Raw genomic sequence first — 23,018 nt, 5'->3', positions numbered from 1 at the left:
AAATGATTGAACACCGCACTATTGTACCGGCTTCAATGCAGAAAATCAGGCGATTTGCGATTGATAAGCGTGAGAGCCACCCACCGCCAGTTCACTCTGGGTTAAGCGGATAAAGTCGTCAAATGGCACGGCACGAGAAAACAAGAACCCCTGCCCTTGCGGTACGCCCAGTTCACGTAATTTATGCAAATGATTCAGGGTTTCAATCCCTTCAGCGATAACCTCGCAGCCCAATGCTTCGGCAATCACCAACGTGGCTTTAACGATGGCTTCATTCACCGGGTTATCTTCCAGTTGCAAAATAAAGGTCTTATCGATTTTCAGGCTGTCCAAATGCAAATCACGGATATAGGCCAGATTTGAGTAACCCTTACCAAAATCATCCACCGCAATCGTGAATCCCATTCGCTTAATCAGGTTCAGCTGTTGATGCACAATCAACGAATTATTCAGGGCGATATCTTCAGTAAGTTCCAGTTCAATTTGCTCTGGCTTTACCCCATAACGAATAACCATCTCATTGATTTTTTTAGCGAAATCTTCGTCATACAACTGGGTAGGCGACATATTTACCGACAAAGACAAATCGATACCAAACTGGCGCATTTCCATTAACGAGCGAAATGCCCGATCCAGCACCCAGTAACCGATATCATTCATCATGTTGTAAGACTCGGCGGCTTCCAGCAAGGCGCCTGGGAAAATGATGCCATCCAGAGGATGATGCCAGCGCAATAGACACTCAGCGCCAACGATTTCCAAATTACTCAGGTTTACTTTGGGCTGGAAATACAACTCCAGTTCATCGTTCTTGATGGCCCGGGTGAGATCAGCTTTTAACGTCAGTGAACGGCCGTTTTCGTTGTTATCAAGCAGACGCAAGCAGCAGAAGTTTTCGAACTTATTGCCTTTCGCCTGCTTAAGTGCCAGTTCGGTGCGGGTAAATAGCAAATTTGCCTGACTATTAGATGGCATATTCGCCACCGCGCCCACATTAAAATCGGCAATAAACGAATGGCCATCCAAGGTGATAGGCGCTTTGAAGTGTTCAATGATGTGGGTGTAAAGCTCGCGAAAGCGAGACTCACTGTAGCGACTTGGCAGCATTACACCAAAGATATCGCCGCTGATACGGCCTAATATGGCATTGTTGCCGGTTAAGCGCTGCAGACGTTTACCAATCTGTCCAAGGATCTGATCACCCGCTTTATAGCCTAACCCTGTGCTTACGTCAGAAAAACGCACCACATCGATCATCATTAGTGAGATGTTAGGGTCTTGCTGAATCGCGTCCGTGATTTTCTCTACGAACATATAGCGATTTGGGATGGATGCCAGTACAGGACAACTCAAACTCATTGAGTACTACAAACCTCTGTCTATGGTGCTGCGCGTTTTTATTATTATTTTTACGTTATCGCGACTCTACGGGTTTTCTTTAGCTTACGCTACAGATTCCGCTCATTTTACACTGGAAAACACTTCATCGACCAATTTTTGTGCGGCGTTGATTAAGGCATCCAGATGCGCATCGCCATTAAAGCTTTCCGCATAGATTTTATAAACATCTTCCGTGCCTGAAGGTCTTGCTGCGAACCAGCCGTTAGCCGTGCTGACTTTCACCCCACCGATGGCTGCGCCGTTGCCCGGTGCATGGGTTTGTACCGCTGTGATTTTTTCGCCGGCAAGTTCTGTCGCCTGAATGTCATCAACCTTCAGACCACTCAGTACCTTTTTCTGCGCGGGTGTCGCTGCCACATCGATGCGCTCGTACACACCACTGCCATACTTTTCCGTTAACGCCTGGTAATATTGGCCCGGGGTTTTACCGGTAACGGCCAGGATTTCAGCCGCTAGCAAGCACATAATGATGCCGTCTTTGTCCGTCGCCCAGACTGATCCGTTGCGACGCAGGAAAATCCCACCGGCACTTTCTTCGCCGGCAAATGCGATTTCACCGCTGCCAAGCCCTTCAACAAACCATTTAAAGCCTACCGGCATCTCTGCCAGTTCCCGTCCAAGACCCGACGCAACCCGGTCAATCAGGCTACTGGACACCAGCGTCTTGCCGATTTTCATGTTGGCAGACCAATCGGGACGATGGGAATAGAGATAATCAATCGCCACTGCCAGGTAATGGTTTGGGTTCATCAAGCCCATTTGTGGATCAACGATACCATGGCGGTCAAAATCCGCGTCGTTACCAAACGCCAAATCAAATTTATCTTTCAATTCAATCAGGCTCGCCATGGCGCTGGCAGATGAGCAATCCATGCGGATTTGACCATCTTTATCCAGTGTCATAAACGCAAACGCCGGATCGATGCGGCGGTTAACTACGTCAATATTCAGGCCGTAATGCTCGGCGATACGGTCCCACAAGGCTAACCCAGCACCGCCTAACGGGTCGGTACCCAGTTTAAGACCTGCATTGGCAATCGCCTGCATATCCACCACTTGTTCGAGGCTTGCGATATACCCGGCAGCCAGATCTTGTTCAGTGACCTGCAAAATAGCCTGCTCAAAGGCGACGCGTTTAACACCTTCGTTATTTTTGGATAACAAGGCATTGGCACGGGCCTGAATCTGATTAGTGATATCACTTTCAGCGGGCCCACCGTGAGGCGGATTATATTTAAAACCGCCATCCTGCGGAGGGTTATGCGACGGCGTAATTACCACACCATCGGCACGTTGTGTCCCATCCTGATTGTGGGACAGGATGGCATGTGAAATCACCGGCGTCGGGGTATAACCACGCCCCTGCTCGATCACCACAGATACCTGGTTTGCCACAAGCACTTCCACTGCCGTAGCAAAGGCGGCCTCAGATAGTGCATGGGTGTCCATGCCAATAAATAACGGCCCAGTGATGTTTTGCTGCTGCCGGTATTCCGCCAATGCCTGACAGATGGCTGCGATATGTGCATCATTAAACGTACAGTGTGCCGCGCTGCCGCGATGACCCGATGTACCAAAACTAACCGCCTGTAGCGGATTGGTACTATCCGGTGTCAGGCAGTAATACTGGCTGACTAAACGCGGAATATTGGTTAAATCACTTTGTTGCGCTGGCTGTCCTGCACGTGGATGCATAATTATTCTCCCTGCGGGTCGAAAATTTCACAAATCTGTTTAATTTCTTCGTCCTTGTGACCCAACAACGTCATTACCTGAGTCAGCATGGTTAATTTTTTGGTGGTGTTATTGTTGGTAATCACCCAATACACCGAATCCGGAATTTGTTTGGGGTTCGTACTGCTACCGGTACGTAATAAGGTTTCTTTATCTGCAGAGAAATAAACCCGGTTACGCCCTTTCAGTTGCAATACTTTGGCAAAACCATTGCCGTGGTACTGATGTAAAATACCCAGTAAGACTAAAAATCGTTTTACCGCACTGGCGTGTTGTGCCGGATTGGCATCTTTAATTAATTGACTCAGCGACGTGGCTGCGCTTTTTACCTCCGGCGCTGGTGCTTTAGCAACCGGCGCTGAGGGAGTCTCGGCAGCGACAGCAACCGGTACGCTATCGCCCATCAGTAACCGACGAAGGATTTGCGAGGCGCTTTCGCCAATAAACTGGGTTTGGCTGGCGATATAACGATATAACTCGTCATCTATCTCAATTTGTTTCATTTTTGCTGATTACTCCTTGGGGCAGCAGTTAGCGCCATTATACAATCCGCACCTGTTTGGTACAGTTATCGATCATGATTTCGATGAAATAACAGAGTTTTAGGTGTGTGTTTGCTAAATTTTGAACAATCTGGCCACGGGCCTGCGCTGATCTTACTACATGGTCTGTTTGGCTCACTGGACAATCTGAAGATGATAAGCCGGCCATTGTCCGACTATTTTTCTACCATCAATATTGACCTGCCCGACCATGGCCTGTCACCGCAAAGTGAATTCTTTAGTTATCAGGCCTATTCAGACGCAGTATTTGCAGTGATGGACCAGTTGCAGCTCCAATCTGCGCACATTCTCGGCCACTCCATGGGCGGCAAAGTCGCCATGCAAATGGCGCTGACGCATCCGGCCCGGGTTGATTCATTAACCATTGGTGACATTGCGCCGGTAAATTATGCGCCTCGCCATGACAATGTGTTTGCCGCATTAAATGCCGTGCCACTGGATACCATCACCAGCCGTAGCGAGGCTGACGCCTACATGGCTAAAAATCTGGATGATGCCGGCACCCGGCAGTTTTTGCTAAAAAGTCTGGAACAGACCGAGCAAGGCTGGCGTTGGCGATTCAATTTACCGTTATTGCAACGGGATTATGGCGACATTTTACGGGCACCTATGCAACAAATGGGCAATCAATATACTGGCCCCACCCTGTTTATCAAAGGGGCAGATTCGGACTATATTCAGGCTGCGCATCGAAATGCGATCGAACAGTTGTTTCCGGCTGCGAAAGCTCGAATCATGGCGGGTTGCGGGCACTGGTTACATGCGCAAAAACCGGCAGAATTCAGCCGTTTCGTGCGTCAGCACATTGATGCATCGATGGGATGATTATGCTATAGTGCGCGCCGCTTTTTTACAGGATTGGCCGAATGTTTAATCAGAATTATGAGCAGATTGAGTCAATGCTACTGAATTTGTGCCTGGTAGGGTTGTTTCTGTTGATGGGAATGGCCGTTCACGACGTGATGAAAAAGAATGACGTCCCAATGGTAGGCCGTGTAGTAGCTTACGGCGTATTAGGTTTGGGTGCCGCCGGTTTTCTGATCAAAGGCATCATTCAGGTTTTCTGGCACGCGCAGGGTATAAGCGGCTAAATACAGTTTCACATTAAGAAGGTTAAAGAGTAGATGGCAAGCGTAGGTTTGTTTTTCGGCAGTGATACGGGTAATACCGAACACGTTGCCAAGATGATCCAGAAAGAACTGGGTAAGCAATTAATTGCAGTGCATGACATTGCCAAAAGCACCAAAGAACAAATTGCAGAATTCGATTTGCTGCTGTTGGGCATTCCTACCTGGTACTACGGTGAAGCCCAATGTGACTGGGATGACTTCTTCCCTGAACTGGAACAAATCGATTTTAACGATAAATTAGTCGCGATCTTTGGGTGCGGTGACCAGGAAGACTACGCCGAATACTTCCTGGATGCGATGGGTACCATTCGTGACATCGTAGAAGCACGCGGTGCGATTCTGGTAGGTAAATGGCCTACTGATGGTTATAGCTTTGAAGCATCGAAAGGCATGGCCGACGATAATCACTTTGTTGGTTTAGGTATCGATGAAGACCGTCAGCCAGAGCTGACCGAGTCGCGCGTAAAACAATGGTGTAAACAAATCCACGACGAAATGTGCCTGGCTGAATTGGCATAATATCCACACGCCGACAATCCCAAAAACCCGGTTCACCGGGTTTTTTAATGCCTTAACACTCTATTTCTTGCATTTTCACTACTTTTCTAAGAAAGTACCGCGGTTAAAATTTCAACTACTCAATATATGACACGGAGTCCGATTGAGCATGGAACAGCACAACAGCTCTCATGGCCACCCATCCTTTCTGGGTTTCAAAAGTCTAATCGCTTTTATTCTGAGCGCGGCACTGCTAACTGTCACCATTCTGGTCAGCGGCGGGCTCGGCAGTCTTGAACATATTGCGATTGTGGCATTGCTGTCTGCCGCTTTCGCTTGGATAGTGTGGACGGTGGCGGCATGGCTGCCCTTTAACCCGGCACAGACTCACCGACTGCGCCTGATGTTATCCGGCGGCACACTGGTCTACGTGTTACTTAGCAATATCATTCACCCTGAACTTAACGCACTGGAACAAAGCGCTAAAACATTTTTCGGTGTCGAGTTTGCCATCAGGCTACCACTGCTGGGCTTTGTACTCGGCGCGTTGATAGCGCTTAGTCTGCAACGAATTACCCGCCGATTAGGCCATTAAAAAAGGCTGCGAATTGCAGCCTTTTCAAGTAGTTACGATTTACGTTTATCGTCGACCTGCCATTTGCCATTCTCATACCAGGCAGACCAGCCACTGGCTTTACCTTTGTCGTTTTCCGTCATCACATACTGTTGTTTAGTCTTGCGACTAAATCTGACCAGTGCCGGATTGCCATCCGGATCCGCCTTTGGTGCATCGGCCAGGTACAAGAACTTCTCCGGTAATCGATCACGGAAACGTGCTAATTCTGCTACAAGCGGCGCACGTGTTTCACGGGATTTCGGGAAGTTATGAGCTGCCAGGAAAATACCTGACGCACCATCGCGCAGCACAAAGTGTGCATCCGACTTGCTACATGGCAACTCTGGTAAGTCCACCGGATCCTCTTTAGGCGGCGCGGCTTCACCGTTTTTCAACAACTTGCGCGTATTCTTACATTCGCTGTTAGTACAGCCGAAATACTTACCAAAACGCCCAGTTTTAAGCTCCATATCACTGCCACAGCGATCACACTCAATCAGCGGGCCATCATAACCTTTAATCTTAAAGGTACCTTGCTCCACTTCCGTGCCACTACAAGCCGGTGCGTTGCCACACAAATGCAGTTTACGGGTCTCGTCGAGAAGGTAACTGTCCATCGCAGTACCGCATTTTTGACAGCGATGTTTAGCGCGCAGAACATCAGTCTCTGCACTGTCCTCATCATCAGCTTTAATCGCCTCATCGCCGGGCAGCAAATTCATCGTTGTGCTGCAGCGTTCTTTAGGTGGAAGATTAAACCCGGAACATCCGAGGAACACGCCGGTGCTGGCGGTTCTTAACATCATCGGGCGCTGGCATTTCGGACAGGAAATTGACGTTTCGATTGCCTGATTATTGCGCATACCACCATCTTCCATTGGTTTTTCTGCGCTAATCAAACGATCGTAAAAGTCTCCATAGAAATCATTTAATACCTGTTTCCAGTTGAGCTTACCTTCTGCAATATCGTCCAGATGTTGCTCCATATTGGCGGTAAAGTCATAACTCATCAGGTTCGAGAAATTTTCCAGCAAGCGATCGTTTACGATCTCGCCCATTTTTTCCGCATAGAAGCGTTTACTCTCGAGGCGAACATAGCCACGATCCTGAATCGTCGAAATAATGCTGGCATAGGTAGATGGACGGCCAATACCGCGTTTTTCCAATTCTTTAACCAGTGACGCTTCATTAAAACGTGCCGGTGGCTTAGTAAAGTGTTGCTTGGGTAACAGGGTTTGCAGCGCTAGTTTATCGCCGGCGTTAACGTCTGGCAGCAGCACATCTTCTTCGCCTTTACGACGCATGGCATTTTGCACCCGCGTCCAGCCATCGAATTTCAATACCCGGCCCTTGGCGGTCAATTCAAATTCACCGGCAGCAACTTTTATCGTGGTTGCGTCATATTGTGCAGGCGTCATCTGACAGGCGACAAACTGACGCCAAATCAATTCGTACAGACGCTGAGCGTCGCGTTCCATATCGGATAAGGAAGCCGCTGAGACAATGACGTTAGAAGGACGAATCGCTTCGTGCGCTTCCTGGGCATTATCCTTGCTGCCATACACAATCGGATTAGCCGGCAAATACTTATCGCCAAACTGTTTACCGATGTAATCACGCGCCGCACTCACCGCCTCAGCACTGAGGTTAGTCGAGTCGGTACGCATATAGGTAATGTGCCCTGCCTCATATAAACGCTGCGCCATCATCATGGTTTTCTTCACACCAAAACCAAGACGGGTACTGGCCGCCTGCTGCAAGGTTGACGTGATAAAAGGTGCGCTTGGACGCGACTGGGTTGGCTTAGACTCGCGACTCACAACGTCGTACTGGGCTTTTTCCAGCAGCGCTAATGCCGCATCCGTCTGAGCTTTATTAACCGGTTTAAATGTTTCGCCGTTTTGACGGGCTACCTGTAGACGAAAGGCCTCGCTGTTATTTTTACTGACGTCAGCATGGACTTCCCAGAATTCTTCCGGCACGAAGGCTTTGATTTCCCGTTCACGCTCCACCACCAGGCGCACCGCGACTGACTGAACGCGACCGGCGGACAAACCGCGAGCAATTTTTTTCCACAGCAATGGCGAGACCATAAAGCCCACCACACGGTCCAAAAAGCGTCGTGCCTGTTGAGCATTTACCCGGGCAATATTCACCTCTCCCGGGTGTGAAAACGCTTCCTGAATTGCCTTCTTGGTGATTTCGTTAAACACCACGCGCTGAAAGGTTTTTCCCTTACCACCAATGATCTCACGCAGATGCCAGGCGATGGCTTCCCCTTCCCTATCCAAGTCCGTTGCCAGATAGATGGTGTCGGCCTGCTTAGCCAGTTTTTTCAGTTCACTGACGACTTTTTCTTTACCTTGTAGGATCTCGTAATGGGCTTCCCAGTCGTTCTGAGGGTCCACCCCCATTCGATCCACTAATTTGAGATATTCATAGTGGCGCAGATAAGTATCACGCGCTTTATCAGAGAGTTTTTTTAATTCAGCACTGCTCTTTTTGGGCGGAACTTTGCCCAATGCTTTAGTGGGAAGATCGCGAATATGGCCTACGCTGGACTTAACAATAAAGTCGCTACCCAGGTATTTATTGATTGTTTTTGCTTTGGCCGGGGACTCGACGATTACCAGAGATTTTCCCATAGATGAAACGTAAACCTTTGAAAATTAGATGCTTTATACGAAAAGACCGGGTCATCACCCAGTCACACAGAATTCTTAACTTTTTAAGGTATATAGACAAACTTTACTGAAAACAAGGTTTTATTATTTCACTGGATATATTTCATTGCTGAGACATCCGATTTTGCTTCCGCCATAAAAACCGTATAATGCCGCCTCTTTTCCCATCAGCGGTCTGACATCCAGGCTTGTCCCGCTCTGCTTAATAAATAAAAAGTGAGGATGTATGCAGCATTTTGAAGTGAACTTTGACGGCTTAGTTGGTCCTACACACAACTATGCCGGGCTCTCTTTTGGTAACGTCGCGTCGCAATCAAATGCCAAAGCCAAAAGTAGCCCCCGTCAGGCCGCCAAACAGGGACTTATGAAAGCCAAAGCATTGGCCGATATGGGCATGGTGCAGGGGATTCTGGCGCCTCAGGAACGCCCAGACATTCTTACGCTACGTCGCTTAGGTTTCAACGGAACCGATGCTCAGGTACTGGCAAAAGCGGCGAAGCAGGCTCCAGCGTTATTACAGGCCTGCTGTTCAGCATCCAGCATGTGGACCGCCAACGCTGCAACCGTCTCACCCAGTGCCGATACGGCCGATGGCAAAGTGCATTTTACGCCAGCCAACCTGACCAATAAGTTTCACCGCTCTTTAGAGCCGGCGGTCACCGGGCGCATCCTGCAGGCCATTTTCAGTGACGGAAAATACTTCCACCACCATAAACACCTGCCAGATAATGAACATTTTGGTGATGAGGGTGCGGCTAACCATACCCGTTTGTGTGCACAATATGGCCATGCCGGGGTTGAGCTGTTTGTTTATGGCCGTACCGCGTTCGATAGCAGTAAGCCGGCTCCGAAACGCTACCCAGCCCGTCAGACCTTAGAAGCCAGTCAGGCCATTGCCCGCTTGCACGGTCTGTCGGATGAAAACACTGTGTTTATGCTGCAAAACCCGGATGTGATCGACAAAGGTGTGTTCCACAATGACGTTATTTCGGTAGGCAACCAGAATGTGCTGTTTTACCATCAGGAAGCCTTTGCCAACACCGATGCCGATTTCGCCGAAATTCGCGCTAAATTTGGTGACCACCCACTGCACTTTGTACGTGTAGACAGCAGCGCAGTAAGCGTTGAAGAAGCGGTCAAAACCTACCTGTTCAATACGCAAATTCTGACCATGCCAAATGGTGAAATGGCGATTATTGCCCCCACCGAGTGTCAGGAAAGTGAATCTGTCTCCCGTTACCTGGCCGATTTGGTCACACAAGACACACCGATCAAGCAGGTACATTATTTTGACGTCAAACAATCCATGCGTAACGGTGGCGGCCCTGCCTGCTTGCGCCTGCGTGTGGCCCTAAACGACCAGGAACTGGCCGCGGTAAACCCCAACACACTGATGAGCGATGCACTATTTAGCCGCTTGAATCAGTGGGTAGACAAGCACTACCGCGACGAACTCAGTGCCGATGAACTGCATGATCCTGCGCTGCTGGAAGAAAGCCGCGCCGCCCTGGATGAACTAACGCAAATCATGAAACTGGGCTCTGTGTATCCATTCCAGCGCGATGGATTGATTTAACACCGTTTAGGTTTCAGTCATAAAAAAGCCCGGGATGTCCCGGGCTTTTTTGATACAACGCAGACTACAACGTGTCAGCGCAATTGCCGCTTAGTCCAAATGGGTTAGCCGGAGGACTCGCACCTTTGTCTTTCAAGTCTGCGGCCGCTACTGGTAAACGGTATTGCTGAGTTTGTTGCGACTCAGTTCCAGAGCTTTGTCCACGCACCGTCATTACCATATTTACCCAAGGGGCAAACTCTTTCGGATAACGCCACTGCAAAATCACTTGGCCATTTTCATCTGTGGTATTCACATTATCTTCAAAACTAATCACACCTATGATACCCGGGGTTAGATCGCCATCTCCGTTACGGTCTTCACCCGCGTCCAGTTGTCCATTTACTTCATCAGGATCGTTCAGACCGTCTTCTGATGTGCAACTAGCAGTAGTAACCGTGAACCAAACACTGAGGTCATCATCCCACTGCCAGAAGCCTTTGTAGTATGCAATCGCTGTCGGGGTTGGAGGAGCAATAGATACACTCAAAGGTTCTCCGCGCACAGGATTACCACTGGCATCACTGACAAACACCACAAACTCTTTCAAGTACGTTGCATCGTTAGGTGACTGTATTTGATTACCTGTACCAAATGAAATGTCAAAGGCTCGATCAGACACAGTTAACGTTGTAAACGCACTGACTGACGGTGTATCCACTACAGTGGCAGTAATCTTTACACCATTTAATTCGCTGGTGCCCACAGAGGTATACACGGTTGAGGCGGAACCACTGCTGTCTGTAGTCGCCAGAACTGGTGATAACTGTCCTCCGGAAACTTCCTCCACTTCAAATCTGACCTGTTTTCCTTTCACCAGATTTCCCGCAGGATCCCTTACCACTGCCGTAATAGTGGCTTCCTGACCATCAGGTCCAATTGCATCAGGTGTAGCATCAACCACGATGGATGCCGCAGTTGAGGCAACAAACTCAATTTCAACCCGCGCACTGACTTCTTCATTATTACTGTCGACTCCTATCGCTGAAATCGAAGCAAATCCTGCACTACTGGATTGAATATCAAACGACGCCTGCCCGTTTGCATCGGTAGTTAAATCAGCATTGGTTATCTGGCCGCGACTTGCGACAAATGTCATCGCGCCGTTCGCGTATGGAGCACCGTCTTTTAACCAAGTTACCGTTACAGTTTCTGTTGTACCGAGATACACTTCATCCGTAGGTAATGTGGTAAAGCGGAAAGAATCTTCACCAACCACAATTTCAATGCTCTCTGAATAATTTAGAGCGCTTGCAACTATAGTATCTGTGCCTGAGGCAGCTGCTTGATACGTTCCTGTTACAACGCCTTGTTCGGATGTGATTGGATTTGCAATATTCAGCGAACCTAGTTGTGCAGTAAGCGTCACCTCTTTACCACTTACTGGCTTACCGTCTGAATCTAAAACACTAACGCTGATCGGGGCGGTATCGCCGAGGATAACGGATTTAGGACCATTTATTACAACCACAGATCCATCAATCTGGACTTCAAGGGTGCTAATAATAGGCGAGGCACTACCCACCGAAGCGGTCACAGTAACGAGGCGGTTTTCCGGGTCATCACCGGTTGAAAGAACAACCGATGCCTTGCCATCTGCACCCGTTACTTCTGTAGAACTAGATAGAGCAGCATTTGAGTCAACTGCAAAATTAACGGTGATTCCTTCCATAACACTGTTGTTACTATCTTTGACTGCTGCAGTAATAGTAATCTGATCGGAGCCACTGGATGGCAATTGCAGTGACGTAGCAAACAAGTCTAAGTTGGCAGGTTGTCTATTTTCTGCACCTTCACCAGCTGAAGTAAATGCAATCTGTGCAGTCGTTGTGCCAAATGTAGCAATGACGTTACCTGCACCACTGGTCGAGCCGACCATCAAACCGATACTGGCCTGCCCGTTAGCATCTAGCGCAACCCGTCCGTTTTGCACGGTAAAGCTTGCCAGATTTTCTTCGTCGAAACTAAATGCAACGACCTGCCCGGCAACCGACGAACCATTAGACGCAGTCACAGTAGCCTTCACTTTTAACGGTTTAGCACTACTTAGCAAGGTGCTGGAATCCACCTGTTCATCGGTGGCGGCGTCATGCAGGGTCAAGGCGATGGTATAGGACGTACCTGAGGTATTGCCGCCGTTGTTGCTCCCGTCCTGGGTTAGACTCCCGCCCCCACCACATGCACTCAGACCTAACATGATCATTAAAGAGGCAAAATATTTAACAAAGCTTTTCATGTTCAACTTCCTGCATTTTGACGCGGTTATTCCGCGAGTATTCCTATCTGATTGTTGGCTGCGGCCAAACTTGCTAGGCTACGCCCTAACAAAACTATAACAAGGATCTCAGATGGCCAATTCGGCATCCAAACACAATCTCACGCTACGCATCGTTATCGGCATGATCGCCGGGATCAGTATCGGAACTGCGTTAAACTGGCTATTTGATGATAGTGGAGATTACGCATTTGTTGTATTCGGCTCCACCATCTCAACGTATAGCATTTTAGTCGATGGTATATTCAACGTAGTCGGCAGTATTTTTGTTAACAGCCTGAAAATGCTCGTCGTCCCTCTGGTATTCGTATCGCTCGTCTGTGGTGTATGCAAACTAAGCGACCCAACCCGTTTAGGTCGCCTTGGAGGTAAAGCCATTGGCCTATACCTGGCAACCACCGCGATCGCCGTGACGTTCGCTTTGTTTATGGCACTTGCTATAGAGCCAGGTGCTGGCGTGATGCTGGAAACCGACAAAGCATTTACGCCGAAACCGTCACCCGGCATTGGTCAGGTGATTATTGATATGTTCCCGCAGAACCCGATTGAAGCAATGGCTCAGGGTAAGATGCTACAGGTGATTGTATTTGCCATGCTGTTTGGCATCGCTATCGCATTAAGTGGTAAAGCCGGTGAGCGCATTGCCAGTTTGTTTGACGACCTCAATGACGTCATCATGAAACTGGTCATGATTCTGATGAATCTGGCGCCTTACGGCGTATTCGCTTTGATGGCAAAGATGGCCGCCACCGTCGATCCACAGGCATTCGTCAATTTAGGTAAATACTTTGTGCTCGTCGCAGTGTTGCTGCTCGCGCATGGATTATTAGTCTACCCATTAATCTTTAAGGTACTGACTGGTCTCAATCCTCTGATGTTCCTGCGTAAAATGCGAGATACATGGCTGTTTGCCTTCAGCACATCTAGCAGTAACGCCACAATGCCGGTCACCTATGAAACGGTTACGCGAAAAATGGGTGTGAGTCGAAATATTGCCTCTTTCACCGTGCCACTGGGTGCCACCATTAATATGGATGGCACGGCCATAATGCAGGGTGTAGCCACTGCCTTCATTGCCCAAATGTATGGTGTTGACTTAAGCGGTTCGCAGCTGCTGATGGTGATATTAACTGCCACCTTGGCCTCGGTAGGTACGGCAGGAGTACCCGGGGTTGGGCTCATTATGTTGGGTATGGTGCTACAGCAGGTTAATCTTCCCCATGAAGCCATAGGTATGATCATGGCAGTAGACCGATTACTGGATATGACCCGAACTATGGTCAATGTCACGGGTGACTCGATGGTGTCGGTGATTATTGCCAAGAGTGAAGGTGAATTTAATCAGGCACGCTATTTGGATCCTGATGCAGCGGGCGAAGAAGAGGCAATTGATCTGGACACCGTGGTCGAACACCAGTCTCAATCTTAACTAGCTAAATGTTTAAAACACAAAAAGCCCGGATATCCGGGCTTTTTTATACACGTTCATGAAAACGCACTAGCCGTTAAAGGCGGTACGTCCCAAAGACCACAAGCGATTGAATACACTTTGCACGGTCAAAGAAGCGGAGTTTGCTAATTTCTCTGCCAGATTTTTCTTCAGGGAGTATTTCACCTGATACACCCGCGCTGATTTACTGGCGTTAATCAGGTAATCATCAGAGGTACCAATTACATCGACTAATCCAAGCTCTTTCGCTTTGTTGCCGTACCAATACTCGCCAGTGGCGACGGATGCAATATCGAGCGTTGGGCGGTGCTCGGCAACAAACGACTTGAACATACCATGTACGCTTTCCAGCTCTTCGCGGAACTTCTCTCTGCCCTGCTCAGTATTCTCACCAAACACCGTCAAAGTGCGTTTAAACTCACCCGCCGTATGCTGTTCAAACTCTATGTGGTTATGCTTCAACAGCTTATTAAAGTTTGGCAACTGCGCAATCACGCCAATTGAACCAATTATGGCAAACGGCGCGCTGATGATTTCGTTGGCCACACAAGCCATCATATAGCCGCCGCTGGCAGCTACTTTATCCACTGACACGGTTAACTTGATGTTCGCATCACGCAAACGCTGTAATTGAGATGCCGCTAACCCGTAGCCATGCACGACGCCACCACCACTTTCCACTTTCACCAGCACTTCATCCTGCGAAGTGGCTACAGATAAAATCGCGGTGATTTCTTCGCGCAGACCCTCTACCTCATGCGCATCCATTGAGCCATTGAAATCGATGACATACAACACAGGCTGACGGGTGTCATCTGGTTGATTTTTGCTTTGTTTCTGCTTGGCTTTCTCAGCCTTCTTTTCCTCTTTGTGCAGCTTTTTCAGCTCATCTTTACTAAGCAGCTCAGCCTGCATATGGTCGCGCACATCGTCCAATTTGTCTGAAATACAGGTTATTTCCAGTTCGCCTTTGTGCTTACGCTGGCGCATCGCCATGCCCATAATCACGCCAACCACCAACAAGATGGCGACCACCAGTGTGGCGGCTTTGGCCAAAAACAGTCCGTATTCGTATAAAAATTCCAAGTTCATCTACTCCAACAACAGTTTGCTCTTATATGGGGACATTGGCGCATAAAAAAAGCCAGGCATCAACCTGGCTTTTTTATTTCATTAACAAGCGGCAATTATTGTTTAACCACTGTGGTGTCTGTCACAACAATCGTTGCCTGACCTGCATTAGTTGACTGCATAAAGCCAGCTGTTTGCTTCTGCATTTCTGCCGTTGCAGCAAGGCTCGGACCCGGATCCAGAATCGAACTGTGAGTACCTTCCAGGAAGCGCACAATACCGCTACCTGGTGTTGTAGTACTAACTGACGACAAACCAATTAACGCTGCCAGAGGCTCTGTACCAGCAAGTGGAATGCTGCCTTGATTCGGAATAACCTGATCGGACTTCCAGGTGCCACCATCATTGTCATCATTGCCGCCGACTACTTCGATCAAATGTACCGGCGTTTCTGTGGCGGCTAACATGCCAGCATAGTTGTTCGGGTCACCTGCATCAGTAACAGTCTGAGCTGCGAACGAGAAGCTTTGGAACACTGCACTAATTTCAGCCTGCTCTGCCGCACTTAAGCTATTAAAGAATAGTGGGAAGAACACTGAAATCGCTTGCTCCTGATTAGCAATGCCATTGGCTTGCATATAAGCACCCAGTGCCGCACGGAAATCAGCGCTTTGTGCAGCCACCAGTGAGCCTTTGACTAAGTTACCAAACGCACCTGAATCAAACAGGAAAGCCGCTACGCTGCCACCTGGCATTGCCAGAGTGGTCGCTTTCATTGCGTACAATCCGTCGAACACTCCCAGCGTTTCACCCATTGTGGTGTTAGCAAGGGCAACTGCACTGGTACCCGTAATCGCACCAAGTGAGTGACCAACAAAATACACGTTGTTAGCATCCAGCATGGTTCCACCTGTACTGCCATCATCAACGTTATGGATACCTAAACGCAGACCCAGAATATCAGAGATACTCTGACGCACGTTATCACGTGTTGTCAGCAGACTGGCTAAGTTCATATAGTCAGTGGCAGACATGGTAGACGCGTTAATTTCACGCTCAACACCATTGGTATCTGTTGCTACCACGCCACGTGCACCGTGCAATGGATGGTCGATAGCAATCGTGGCGAAACCAGCAAGACTCAATGCGCCGGTAATGGCCAGCATATCTTCTTTCTTGGACGTAATACCATGTTGCAGAATCACGACAGGCCAGCCAGTCGCAGGCATTGTGGTTGGTGCCTGATTGTATAACGACAGGAATGCAGTATCTGGCACAGTGATTTGTACCGGAATATTGTCAACAGTCGTTGCTGCTGGGATTGGCGCAAAACGCGTCAGGTTACGTGGATCATCGATACCAACTGCAGCCAGATTCAAGTCAAACAACTGCCCATCACTGGCTAATTGACATAAATTATTGTTAGCCCCTACCGCACCTGCAGCAATTAAACCGCCAACAGCTTCTGCACCCATCGCTTGCAGTTGTGCACCGCTGGTACAGGCGCTGCGCCACCAGTCACCTAATGGATTTTCTTTACTCAGGTAATATGGCAGGTTGATAGAGCCAGCACGCATCTGTGCAGCACAGTGTGGCATTACACCTGATGCAGCAGCAATAACCTGTGCATTACCAGTGCCAAATGCTGCCTGGAATTGAGCAGCATTACAGCCAGTGATGCCGATAGCCGCCAAACCTTGAATTTGTTCGGTTGTAATAATGCCTTGCGCCGCAAATGCAGTGAACACATCCGGCACTACATAATCAGTCACGGCAACTTCCGGCAGATATTCTCGGGCAGCCAGATAAGCTTGTGTTGGGCTGCCTGTTGCGGCGTAAGCTTGACCAAATGCTTGTGCATAAGGCGCAACATTCAATGACTTAACTGTGCTTAATACGGTACCGGCAGATTGCGTGGTGAAGTAAGCTGCGTAAGAAACATCATCGCGAGACAAGCCTTTGCCGTCGAGCAATGTTACAAAGAAATCAACAATTTGCTGAAGTTGCTTTTGCGCATCTGAACCCAATGGATAAGCAGTAGGATCCTGTTTTACCAATTCCCAGGTCGTAGAACCTACGACATCACGGCCCAAAGAGTCTTTCAGGTCGGTGGTAACAACAATTACATATCCCTGACCCGGCTTAAGAGGCTTGAGTGGTACAATGCTCATAGTGTTGGCAGACGATTTCTGCGTAACGAAGTCTACGCCAAACTGCAACTCGTCATGCAGCAAACAAGGCAAGCCCGGAGCCTGAACCTCAGCAGCAATAGCCTGACAAATGGCCTCATCGCTCTCCAGTACTTGCTCTGCTTCATAAATGCGGATTGAACCAGGTGCTGCGGCTGTTACGGCATCAATTTCAACACCAGCAGCAACAGTAAAGCGCATAGAAAATGGATGTTGAGTCGACCAGCCATCCAGTGCACCCAGAGCATATTGCGGGTCTGCTGGGTCTACGACTTCATCGGCCAGAATATTCAGTGTGAAGTCAAAAAGGTTGCCCTTTGGGATCACCAGCAGATCATTTGGAATATTCAGGTCACTGTTTGACGGGTCAAACACTACGCGCGTAAACGGCACCGCTTCTGATGCTGATGCCTCTTTTTGTTTGTCCGCCAGTGTTTCACCGCCACCACAACCGGTTAATCCTAAAACCGCTGCTATGGTGGAGCTTAAGATCAGTTTTTTCATTATGACTCCCAGGATCCTTTTTATAATTATCAGCCGTCATGACCATCACAGTGTATTGTTCCTGTATGGCACTGTACGTACATGTACGACCAGTTGACATTGGTGCCATCTTATTGAGTTTGAAAAATTTTTGCAAAGGTTTGTTAACTGTTTGTAAGACTTATTAACAACATAAATTTTTCCCTGCTACTACAAGGCTTTTGGTAGAATCCGCCTTTCGGTTTTTTACAGAATTAAAATGACTATGTATCCGCAAATTCAGCCAGACGCGCTAATAAATAAAATTATCCTGATCACCGGTGCGGGTGACGGAATTGGTCGAGCAGCAGCAGTGCATGCAGCGGCGCATGGCGCCACAGTTATTCTGTTGGGTAAAACAGTTAAAAAGCTTGAAGCTGTGTATGACGAGATCGTCGCTGCAGGACATCCGGAGCCTGCCATCGTGCCGATGGACTTACAAGGAGCTACGCTAACCCATTATCAGGGCTTAAATGCCACTATTATGGATCAGTTTGGGCGTTTAGATGGCCTACTGCTCAATGCCGGTATTTTAGGTAAATTGCGCCCGTTTGAAGACATCCCTCAGGAAGAATGGGCGAATGTAATGCAGGTAAACGTCACCAGTAACTTTTTGATGGTGCAAGCCTTACTACCAGCACTTGAAGCATCAGCTGCGGCTTCAGTGGTATTCACCACGTCCAGCGTCGGGCGCAAAGGGCGCGCTTTTTGGGGAAGCTACGCCGTGTCTAAATTCGCCGTGGAAGGCCTGATGCAAACACTGGCGGACGAATTCTCCAATTCCACTATGCGTTTTAATGCAATTAATCCGGGTGCGACACGCACAGCCATGCGCTCCAAAGCCTACCCGGCTGAGAATGCTGAGAAGTTACCTACCGCCGACGAGATTATGCCGCTGTACCTTTATCTGCTAAGTGACATCAGTAAAGACCAGAACGGCCAGTCACTGAACGCGCAGTAAAGCGGATCTGGTGGTCTACCTTTACCACAGGAAATTAATGCTTAGTGGCCTTCTGCAAACTAAGCATCTGATCATGGCAGGATTGCATTAGCTCCCTGCCTTTTTGCAGCGCTGCTTCACAGGCAACCGATTGACCCTGGGCGATAACTTCATCAAATTTTTCCAGGGTTTTATCTTCCACCTCTTCCAGCTGGCTTACCCAGGTATGCTGTTCGTCAGACGCAATTTTCGCCAGAATCGTGGTATGCCAATGGCGCGCCTCGAGCGCGAAATTACTTCCCGTATCCAGAGCCTTGAAATCCCCTGTCTCCGCTTTGGCGTATGGGGTCAATAACTGTTTAACCATCTCACGACGGGAAATCATCCGGTCAAAATAAGGCTGGGTTTGACTGTCTGCGACCTTCTCTTTCGCTTCCCGATAAAAGTCGATGCCGCTGTTTAATACATGTACCAAAGACGAGACGGCTTCAATATTGTAGTGAGCGGAACTCATATTTTTCTCCTTTTAAAGAAATTGACCCAATCTGAGACGCAAACCCCATTCCATAATTTTTTTCATTTAATTACAGATAGTTATGAACATTTAGTACAAACTGCCATGTCATAATTACAATAGATTGGAAATATTTTAGGGATAACACCCCCACAAATGAGAGTAATTATCATTTGCATAAGGTAAGAGTGAAACGGTAAGCTGTGCTTCCTTAAATTATTATTAGGAACTCACTAAATATGTCGCGAAAAACCTTGGTCGCATTACACCTGTACCTAGCAGCTTTTTTTGCCCCAATTTTGCTGATTATGGCAATTTCAGGTGGTTTGTATTTGTTGGGTATCAAAGGCAACGTTACATCCGGTGACCCAGTGCAACTTAACAATATCCAACTTGCGAACGATGAACATCTGCGCGAACAGCAAATTCGCGATGTCTTCATGCAGGTGGGCCTGGATGCGGATTTTGAATATCTTAAGGGCGCAGGCACACGTTGGCAAACACGGCCGACCAGCCGCGATCATTTCATCATTGAACAACAAGGGAATGATTTACTGATTACGCCACGCAGCCCGGACTTAATTGCGTCCATCGTTGAATTGCATAAAGGCCATGGGCCGGGACTCTTCCGGATTTTGCAACAGCTATTGGCTTTGGGATTAGTGATTGTATTGCTGACCGGCCTATGGCTTGGGTTAAAGATGGCGAGTATGAAAAATCAAACCCTGAGCTTTACGGCTGCGGGCATTCTGCTTTTCGTATTATTCGCGGCGATTTAATTAGCATTAACATCCAATAGCTGTTTAAGCGACTTACCAAAATTTCTGGCGGTCACCTTGTCTGGTTCGAGGTTGAGCTCAATCACCAGGGGGCCATCAGCGGTAATAGCGATATCCAGCCCTGTAAATTTCATTTCCGGAAAGGCAAGTAAAGCGCGCTTAGCGAGGCTCATGGATTCGTGCCAAAATGGAATCTCTGTGCCTGACAGTTTGATGCCACTATCAGGATGGGTTTGATATACAACAGGCACAATATCACAACTCATCGCTTGATCTATTATACCTGTGTCCTGCACTACTCTGGCGATGAAGCCACCTTGGGAGGCGTTATCGACCAAACTACCAGCCCGACCAATTCTTACAATTGTTCCCACTATTTGCGGTATGTTATTGACTAACTTAACCCATACACGCAACGTATTTACAGAGTCAGGATTAAGGCGCGCCATTTGAGAATGTTGTTCTACATACTCTTCCAGAACCAGGCCGTCTTGGGGCACAGTTAATTGCGAGAACCATACGTCAAACGCTGAAAAAGTATTAAGTTTCACGTCTTTGATTTGTAACTGATGGTTCACCTCGAGCGGAATAATTACAGACATGCCATGTCCTCCCCACCCCTCAACTAATTTGAATACAATTCGCTGTCCATTATGTGCTGAAAGCAGTTTATGCAGTGTCTGACGATTGTTGAGCGTCTGTCCATTGTGTTCAATTCCTCGTGAGGGGTGAAAAAAACCAATGAAAGGTGCGACAGGAATACCGTTGAGTTGCAATACGGCTTTTTCCACGACTTTATGCTGGGAAATTTTACGATATGCAGGTGGGTTCAACTCCGCGAGCAAGGTCTTGTAGCCTCGCGAGTCCGAATATGACAATTTATCGTGCCAATTTAGCTGAGGTTGCCAAATTTGAGCCTCAAAATAATAGCGTGGTCCTACGCCTCTGAAGCAATACAGAACTATGTTTTCCAGCAACATCCGCAAAATACTTACGTTATATTGGTGGTTAATTTGCTTCGCAAACTTCCACCACTGTCGCAGTGAATACATGTCAGTCTCCGGCCAGACCGAATTTAATATATGCCAACTGCCAGCGCAGATAAAAATGTTCCCCCTTTTTACGTGGCACAAGATATCGATGAATACCTTGTTTTATTCGCTCATCGTTAGCCAAATCGAGCCCAAATAAACCGCGACAAAAGTCGAGCATATTTTTCTCAGATCTAAACTTCCAGTCAAAATCAATCACTTCGTTCGCCTGGCATTTCAGCCCCTTCTCCTGAGCGATTTGCAGCGTTTGAGAAGACAGAAAAACGCCGTGGTGTCCCATACTGTTGTGCTGATCAACGAAGGTATTTAAAAACTCAGCGATGTTCGAGCCTTCAACAACATCCGCGACGAGGAATTGTCCATCGTTACGCAACACCCTTGTTACCTCAGAAAAAAATTGCGCAACATCAACCACATGATGAAGTGCAGCAAGACAAATAAATACCCCAGCAGTATCGCTTTCTAAAGGGATTGACTCAAAGTCCCCCATAAATGTCTTATGACTTTGTTCTGGTTTTAATTGGTCAAAAAACGATTGGCAGGTTTCGCCCTGAATAAGCTGGACAGACTCTGGAAGGTATTGCTGCAGATAGCCGCCACCAGACGGAAAGTCGACTAGCACCTCACCATCACTAAGGTCTAGCAAACGAACAGCATTGAGAAACTCTTCATCTCTGGCGGTAGGCTCGAGGGCCATTGCATCATGATAGGCATTCCCGCGCAGGGAAAAGATTTCCTGGTAAGTGTCGTACATCTTCCGTCCCTCCGACAATCAGGCGATAAATTACCACAAAAAACGGGGCATCTGCCCCGTTTTTTGCTTTGATTTATTTCGCTAAATCGTCGAAGAACTTCTTCACACCGTCGAAGAAACCTTTTTCCTTTGGACGGTATTTGGCACTTTCTTCCCCGGTGCCCATGGACTTATCCAGCTCTTCCAGTAACTCTTTTTGACGTGCAGTCAGGTTAACAGGTGTTTCCACCACCACCTTACACATCAGATCACCGGTAACACCGCTACGTACTGATTTAACCCCTTTACCACGCAAACGGAACATCTTACCGGTTTGCGTTTCGGCGTTAATTTTCAGCTTAACTTTGCCATCCAGTGTGGGTACTTCGATATCACCACCGAGCGCAGCACGGGTAAAGCTGAGCGGCACTTCGCAATACAGGTTGTTGCCATCGCGCACAAAGATTGGGTGATCTTTGATATGCACCTGCACATACAAATCGCCGGCCGGAGCGCCCATTTCACCCGCTTCGCCTTCGCCGCTTAAGCGAATGCGATCACCGGTATCCACACCAGCCGGAATTTTCACCGACAGGGTTTTGGTTTTTTCTACGCGGCCCTGGCCATGACATTTACGACATGGATCACTAACGATTTTGCCTTTACCCGAACAGGTAGGACAGGTTTGCTGTACCGCGAAAAAGCCCTGGCGCATTTGCACCTGACCATTACCATGACAGGTAGGACAGGTAGTCGGCGATGTCCCTTTCTTGGCGCCGGAGCCGTGACATTCATCACAGTTTTGCAGCGTGGGCACACGGATTTCAACTTCTTTTCCACGTACCGCCTCTTCCAGGCTCAGTTCCAGGTTGTAACGTAAGTCTGCACCACGGCGCGCTCGAGGGCCGCCGCGTCCACGGCCACCGCCGAAGATATCACCGAATACGTCACCAAAAATATCTCCAAAATCCGCGCCACCACCGAAACCGGCACCGCCACGATTTGGATCCACGCCGGCATGACCATACTGATCATAGGCCGCACGCTTTTGCGAGTCAGTCAGCACTTCATAGGCTTCCTGAACCTCTTTAAATTTCTCTTCAAGTTCCTTGTCGCCTTTGGTGCGATCAGGGTGATACTTCATCGCCAGGCGTTTGTATGCCTTTTTGATGTCGCGCTCTTCGGCATCTTTTGCGACACCCAGCACTTCATAATAATCGCGCTTCGACATATTGAAGGGCACCTCTTTTTT

Annotated in this window: 19 protein-coding genes; 8 read left to right on the top strand and 11 right to left on the bottom strand. The window is 48.3% G+C overall.

The genetic code is table 11. From position 1 onward, the window contains the following. Window positions 1-45: 45 nt before the first annotated feature. The 3 genes from TK45_RS00180 to seqA all read right to left on the bottom strand — a co-directional run bounded on the left by TK45_RS00180 (window position 46) and on the right by seqA (window position 3,638). Entirely contained in the window at window positions 46-1,359 is a 1,314-nt protein-coding gene (locus tag TK45_RS00180; RefSeq protein WP_131256602.1) for a bifunctional diguanylate cyclase/phosphodiesterase, read from the bottom strand. A gap of 102 nt (window positions 1,360-1,461) precedes the next feature. Beyond that, the gene (pgm, locus tag TK45_RS00175; protein ID WP_131256601.1) at window positions 1,462-3,102 is read right to left on the bottom strand and encodes a phosphoglucomutase (alpha-D-glucose-1,6-bisphosphate-dependent); all 1,641 of its coding nucleotides are present in this window, start codon (window positions 3,100-3,102) and stop codon (window positions 1,462-1,464) included. Continuing rightward, window positions 3,099-3,638, bottom strand: a complete 540-nt coding sequence (seqA, locus tag TK45_RS00170; RefSeq protein ID WP_131256600.1) for a replication initiation negative regulator SeqA — start codon at window positions 3,636-3,638, stop codon at window positions 3,099-3,101. The genes pgm and seqA overlap by 4 nt, the downstream gene beginning before the upstream one ends. A 111-nt stretch (window positions 3,639-3,749) precedes the next feature. Between seqA and TK45_RS00165 the strand changes: the two genes are divergently transcribed. The 4 genes from TK45_RS00165 (at window position 3,750) to TK45_RS00150 (ending at window position 5,921) form a co-directional block, all read left to right on the top strand. Next, the gene (locus tag TK45_RS00165) at window positions 3,750-4,523 is read left to right on the top strand and encodes an alpha/beta fold hydrolase (protein ID WP_165490666.1); all 774 of its coding nucleotides are present in this window, start codon (window positions 3,750-3,752) and stop codon (window positions 4,521-4,523) included. A gap of 41 nt (window positions 4,524-4,564) precedes the next feature. Further along, entirely contained in the window at window positions 4,565-4,789 is a 225-nt protein-coding gene (locus tag TK45_RS00160; RefSeq protein WP_131256598.1) for a DUF2788 domain-containing protein, read from the top strand. A 33-nt stretch (window positions 4,790-4,822) separates the two neighbouring features. After that, window positions 4,823-5,347, top strand: a complete 525-nt coding sequence (gene fldA / locus TK45_RS00155) for a flavodoxin FldA (RefSeq protein WP_131256597.1) — start codon at window positions 4,823-4,825, stop codon at window positions 5,345-5,347. 142 nt (window positions 5,348-5,489) lie between these two features. Then, complete coding sequence (locus TK45_RS00150) at window positions 5,490-5,921, top strand: hypothetical protein (protein WP_165490665.1); 432 nt, start codon at window positions 5,490-5,492, stop codon at window positions 5,919-5,921. 32 nt (window positions 5,922-5,953) lie between these two features. On the opposite strand, the gene topA is transcribed toward TK45_RS00150, so the two are convergent. Next, window positions 5,954-8,587 (bottom strand): type I DNA topoisomerase, encoded by a 2,634-nt coding sequence (gene topA, locus TK45_RS00145; RefSeq protein ID WP_131256595.1) that lies wholly within the window; start codon window positions 8,585-8,587, stop codon window positions 5,954-5,956. Window positions 8,588-8,852: 265 nt separating this feature from the next. On the opposite strand from topA, the gene astB reads away from it, so the two are divergent. Continuing rightward, a complete protein-coding gene (gene astB / locus TK45_RS00140) occupies window positions 8,853-10,202 on the top strand; it encodes an N-succinylarginine dihydrolase (protein WP_131256594.1) in 1,350 nt (449 codons plus the stop codon). A 64-nt stretch (window positions 10,203-10,266) separates the two neighbouring features. Here the strand turns inward: astB and TK45_RS00135 are convergent, their stop codons facing one another. Further along, window positions 10,267-12,477, bottom strand: coding sequence for an Ig-like domain-containing protein (locus tag TK45_RS00135; RefSeq protein ID WP_131256593.1), 2,211 nt, complete (start codon window positions 12,475-12,477; stop codon window positions 10,267-10,269). 112 nt (window positions 12,478-12,589) lie between these two features. Here TK45_RS00135 and TK45_RS00130 point away from each other — a divergent pair, with 112 nt between their 5' ends. Next, window positions 12,590-13,945 carry a dicarboxylate/amino acid:cation symporter gene (locus TK45_RS00130; RefSeq protein ID WP_131256592.1) on the top strand — a complete coding sequence of 452 codons (1,356 nt, stop codon included), beginning with the start codon at window positions 12,590-12,592 and terminating at the stop codon, window positions 13,943-13,945. A gap of 69 nt (window positions 13,946-14,014) precedes the next feature. Here the strand turns inward: TK45_RS00130 and sohB are convergent, their stop codons facing one another. Continuing rightward, window positions 14,015-15,052 carry a protease SohB gene (sohB, locus tag TK45_RS00125; RefSeq protein ID WP_131256628.1) on the bottom strand — a complete coding sequence of 346 codons (1,038 nt, stop codon included), beginning with the start codon at window positions 15,050-15,052 and terminating at the stop codon, window positions 14,015-14,017. Window positions 15,053-15,153: 101 nt separating this feature from the next. Further along, complete coding sequence (locus tag TK45_RS00120; protein ID WP_131256591.1) at window positions 15,154-17,730, bottom strand: VolA/Pla-1 family phospholipase; 2,577 nt, start codon at window positions 17,728-17,730, stop codon at window positions 15,154-15,156. A 244-nt stretch (window positions 17,731-17,974) separates the two neighbouring features. On the opposite strand from TK45_RS00120, the gene TK45_RS00115 reads away from it, so the two are divergent. Continuing rightward, window positions 17,975-18,709, top strand: a complete 735-nt coding sequence (locus TK45_RS00115) for a YciK family oxidoreductase (RefSeq protein WP_217350787.1) — start codon at window positions 17,975-17,977, stop codon at window positions 18,707-18,709. A 34-nt stretch (window positions 18,710-18,743) separates the two neighbouring features. Here TK45_RS00115 and TK45_RS00110 read toward each other — a convergent pair whose 3' ends face one another. After that, window positions 18,744-19,202 (bottom strand): PA2169 family four-helix-bundle protein, encoded by a 459-nt coding sequence (locus TK45_RS00110; protein WP_131256589.1) that lies wholly within the window; start codon window positions 19,200-19,202, stop codon window positions 18,744-18,746. Window positions 19,203-19,441: 239 nt separating this feature from the next. On the opposite strand from TK45_RS00110, the gene TK45_RS00105 reads away from it, so the two are divergent. Next, the gene (locus TK45_RS00105) at window positions 19,442-19,981 is read left to right on the top strand and encodes a PepSY-associated TM helix domain-containing protein (RefSeq protein ID WP_131256588.1); all 540 of its coding nucleotides are present in this window, start codon (window positions 19,442-19,444) and stop codon (window positions 19,979-19,981) included. Here TK45_RS00105 and TK45_RS00100 read toward each other — a convergent pair. The 3 genes from TK45_RS00100 to dnaJ form a co-directional block, all read right to left on the bottom strand. Then, on the bottom strand, window positions 19,978-21,033 hold the full coding sequence (locus tag TK45_RS00100) for a sugar-transfer associated ATP-grasp domain-containing protein (protein WP_131256587.1): 1,056 nt from the start codon (window positions 21,031-21,033) through the stop codon (window positions 19,978-19,980). The two genes, TK45_RS00105 and TK45_RS00100, sit on opposite strands and share 4 nt — an antisense overlap. Before the next feature lies 1 nt (window position 21,034). After that, window positions 21,035-21,787, bottom strand: coding sequence for a methyltransferase domain-containing protein (locus tag TK45_RS00095; RefSeq protein WP_131256586.1), 753 nt, complete (start codon window positions 21,785-21,787; stop codon window positions 21,035-21,037). 73 nt (window positions 21,788-21,860) lie between these two features. Next, entirely contained in the window at window positions 21,861-22,997 is a 1,137-nt protein-coding gene (gene dnaJ / locus TK45_RS00090) for a molecular chaperone DnaJ (RefSeq protein ID WP_131256585.1), read from the bottom strand. Window positions 22,998-23,018 lie beyond the last annotated feature (21 nt).

This window comes from Bowmanella sp. JS7-9, assembly GCF_004329715.1.
Classification (GTDB): Bacteria; Pseudomonadota; Gammaproteobacteria; order Enterobacterales; family Alteromonadaceae; genus Pseudobowmanella; species Pseudobowmanella zhangzhouensis.
This window is presented reverse-complemented; position numbering and strand designations above follow the sequence as displayed.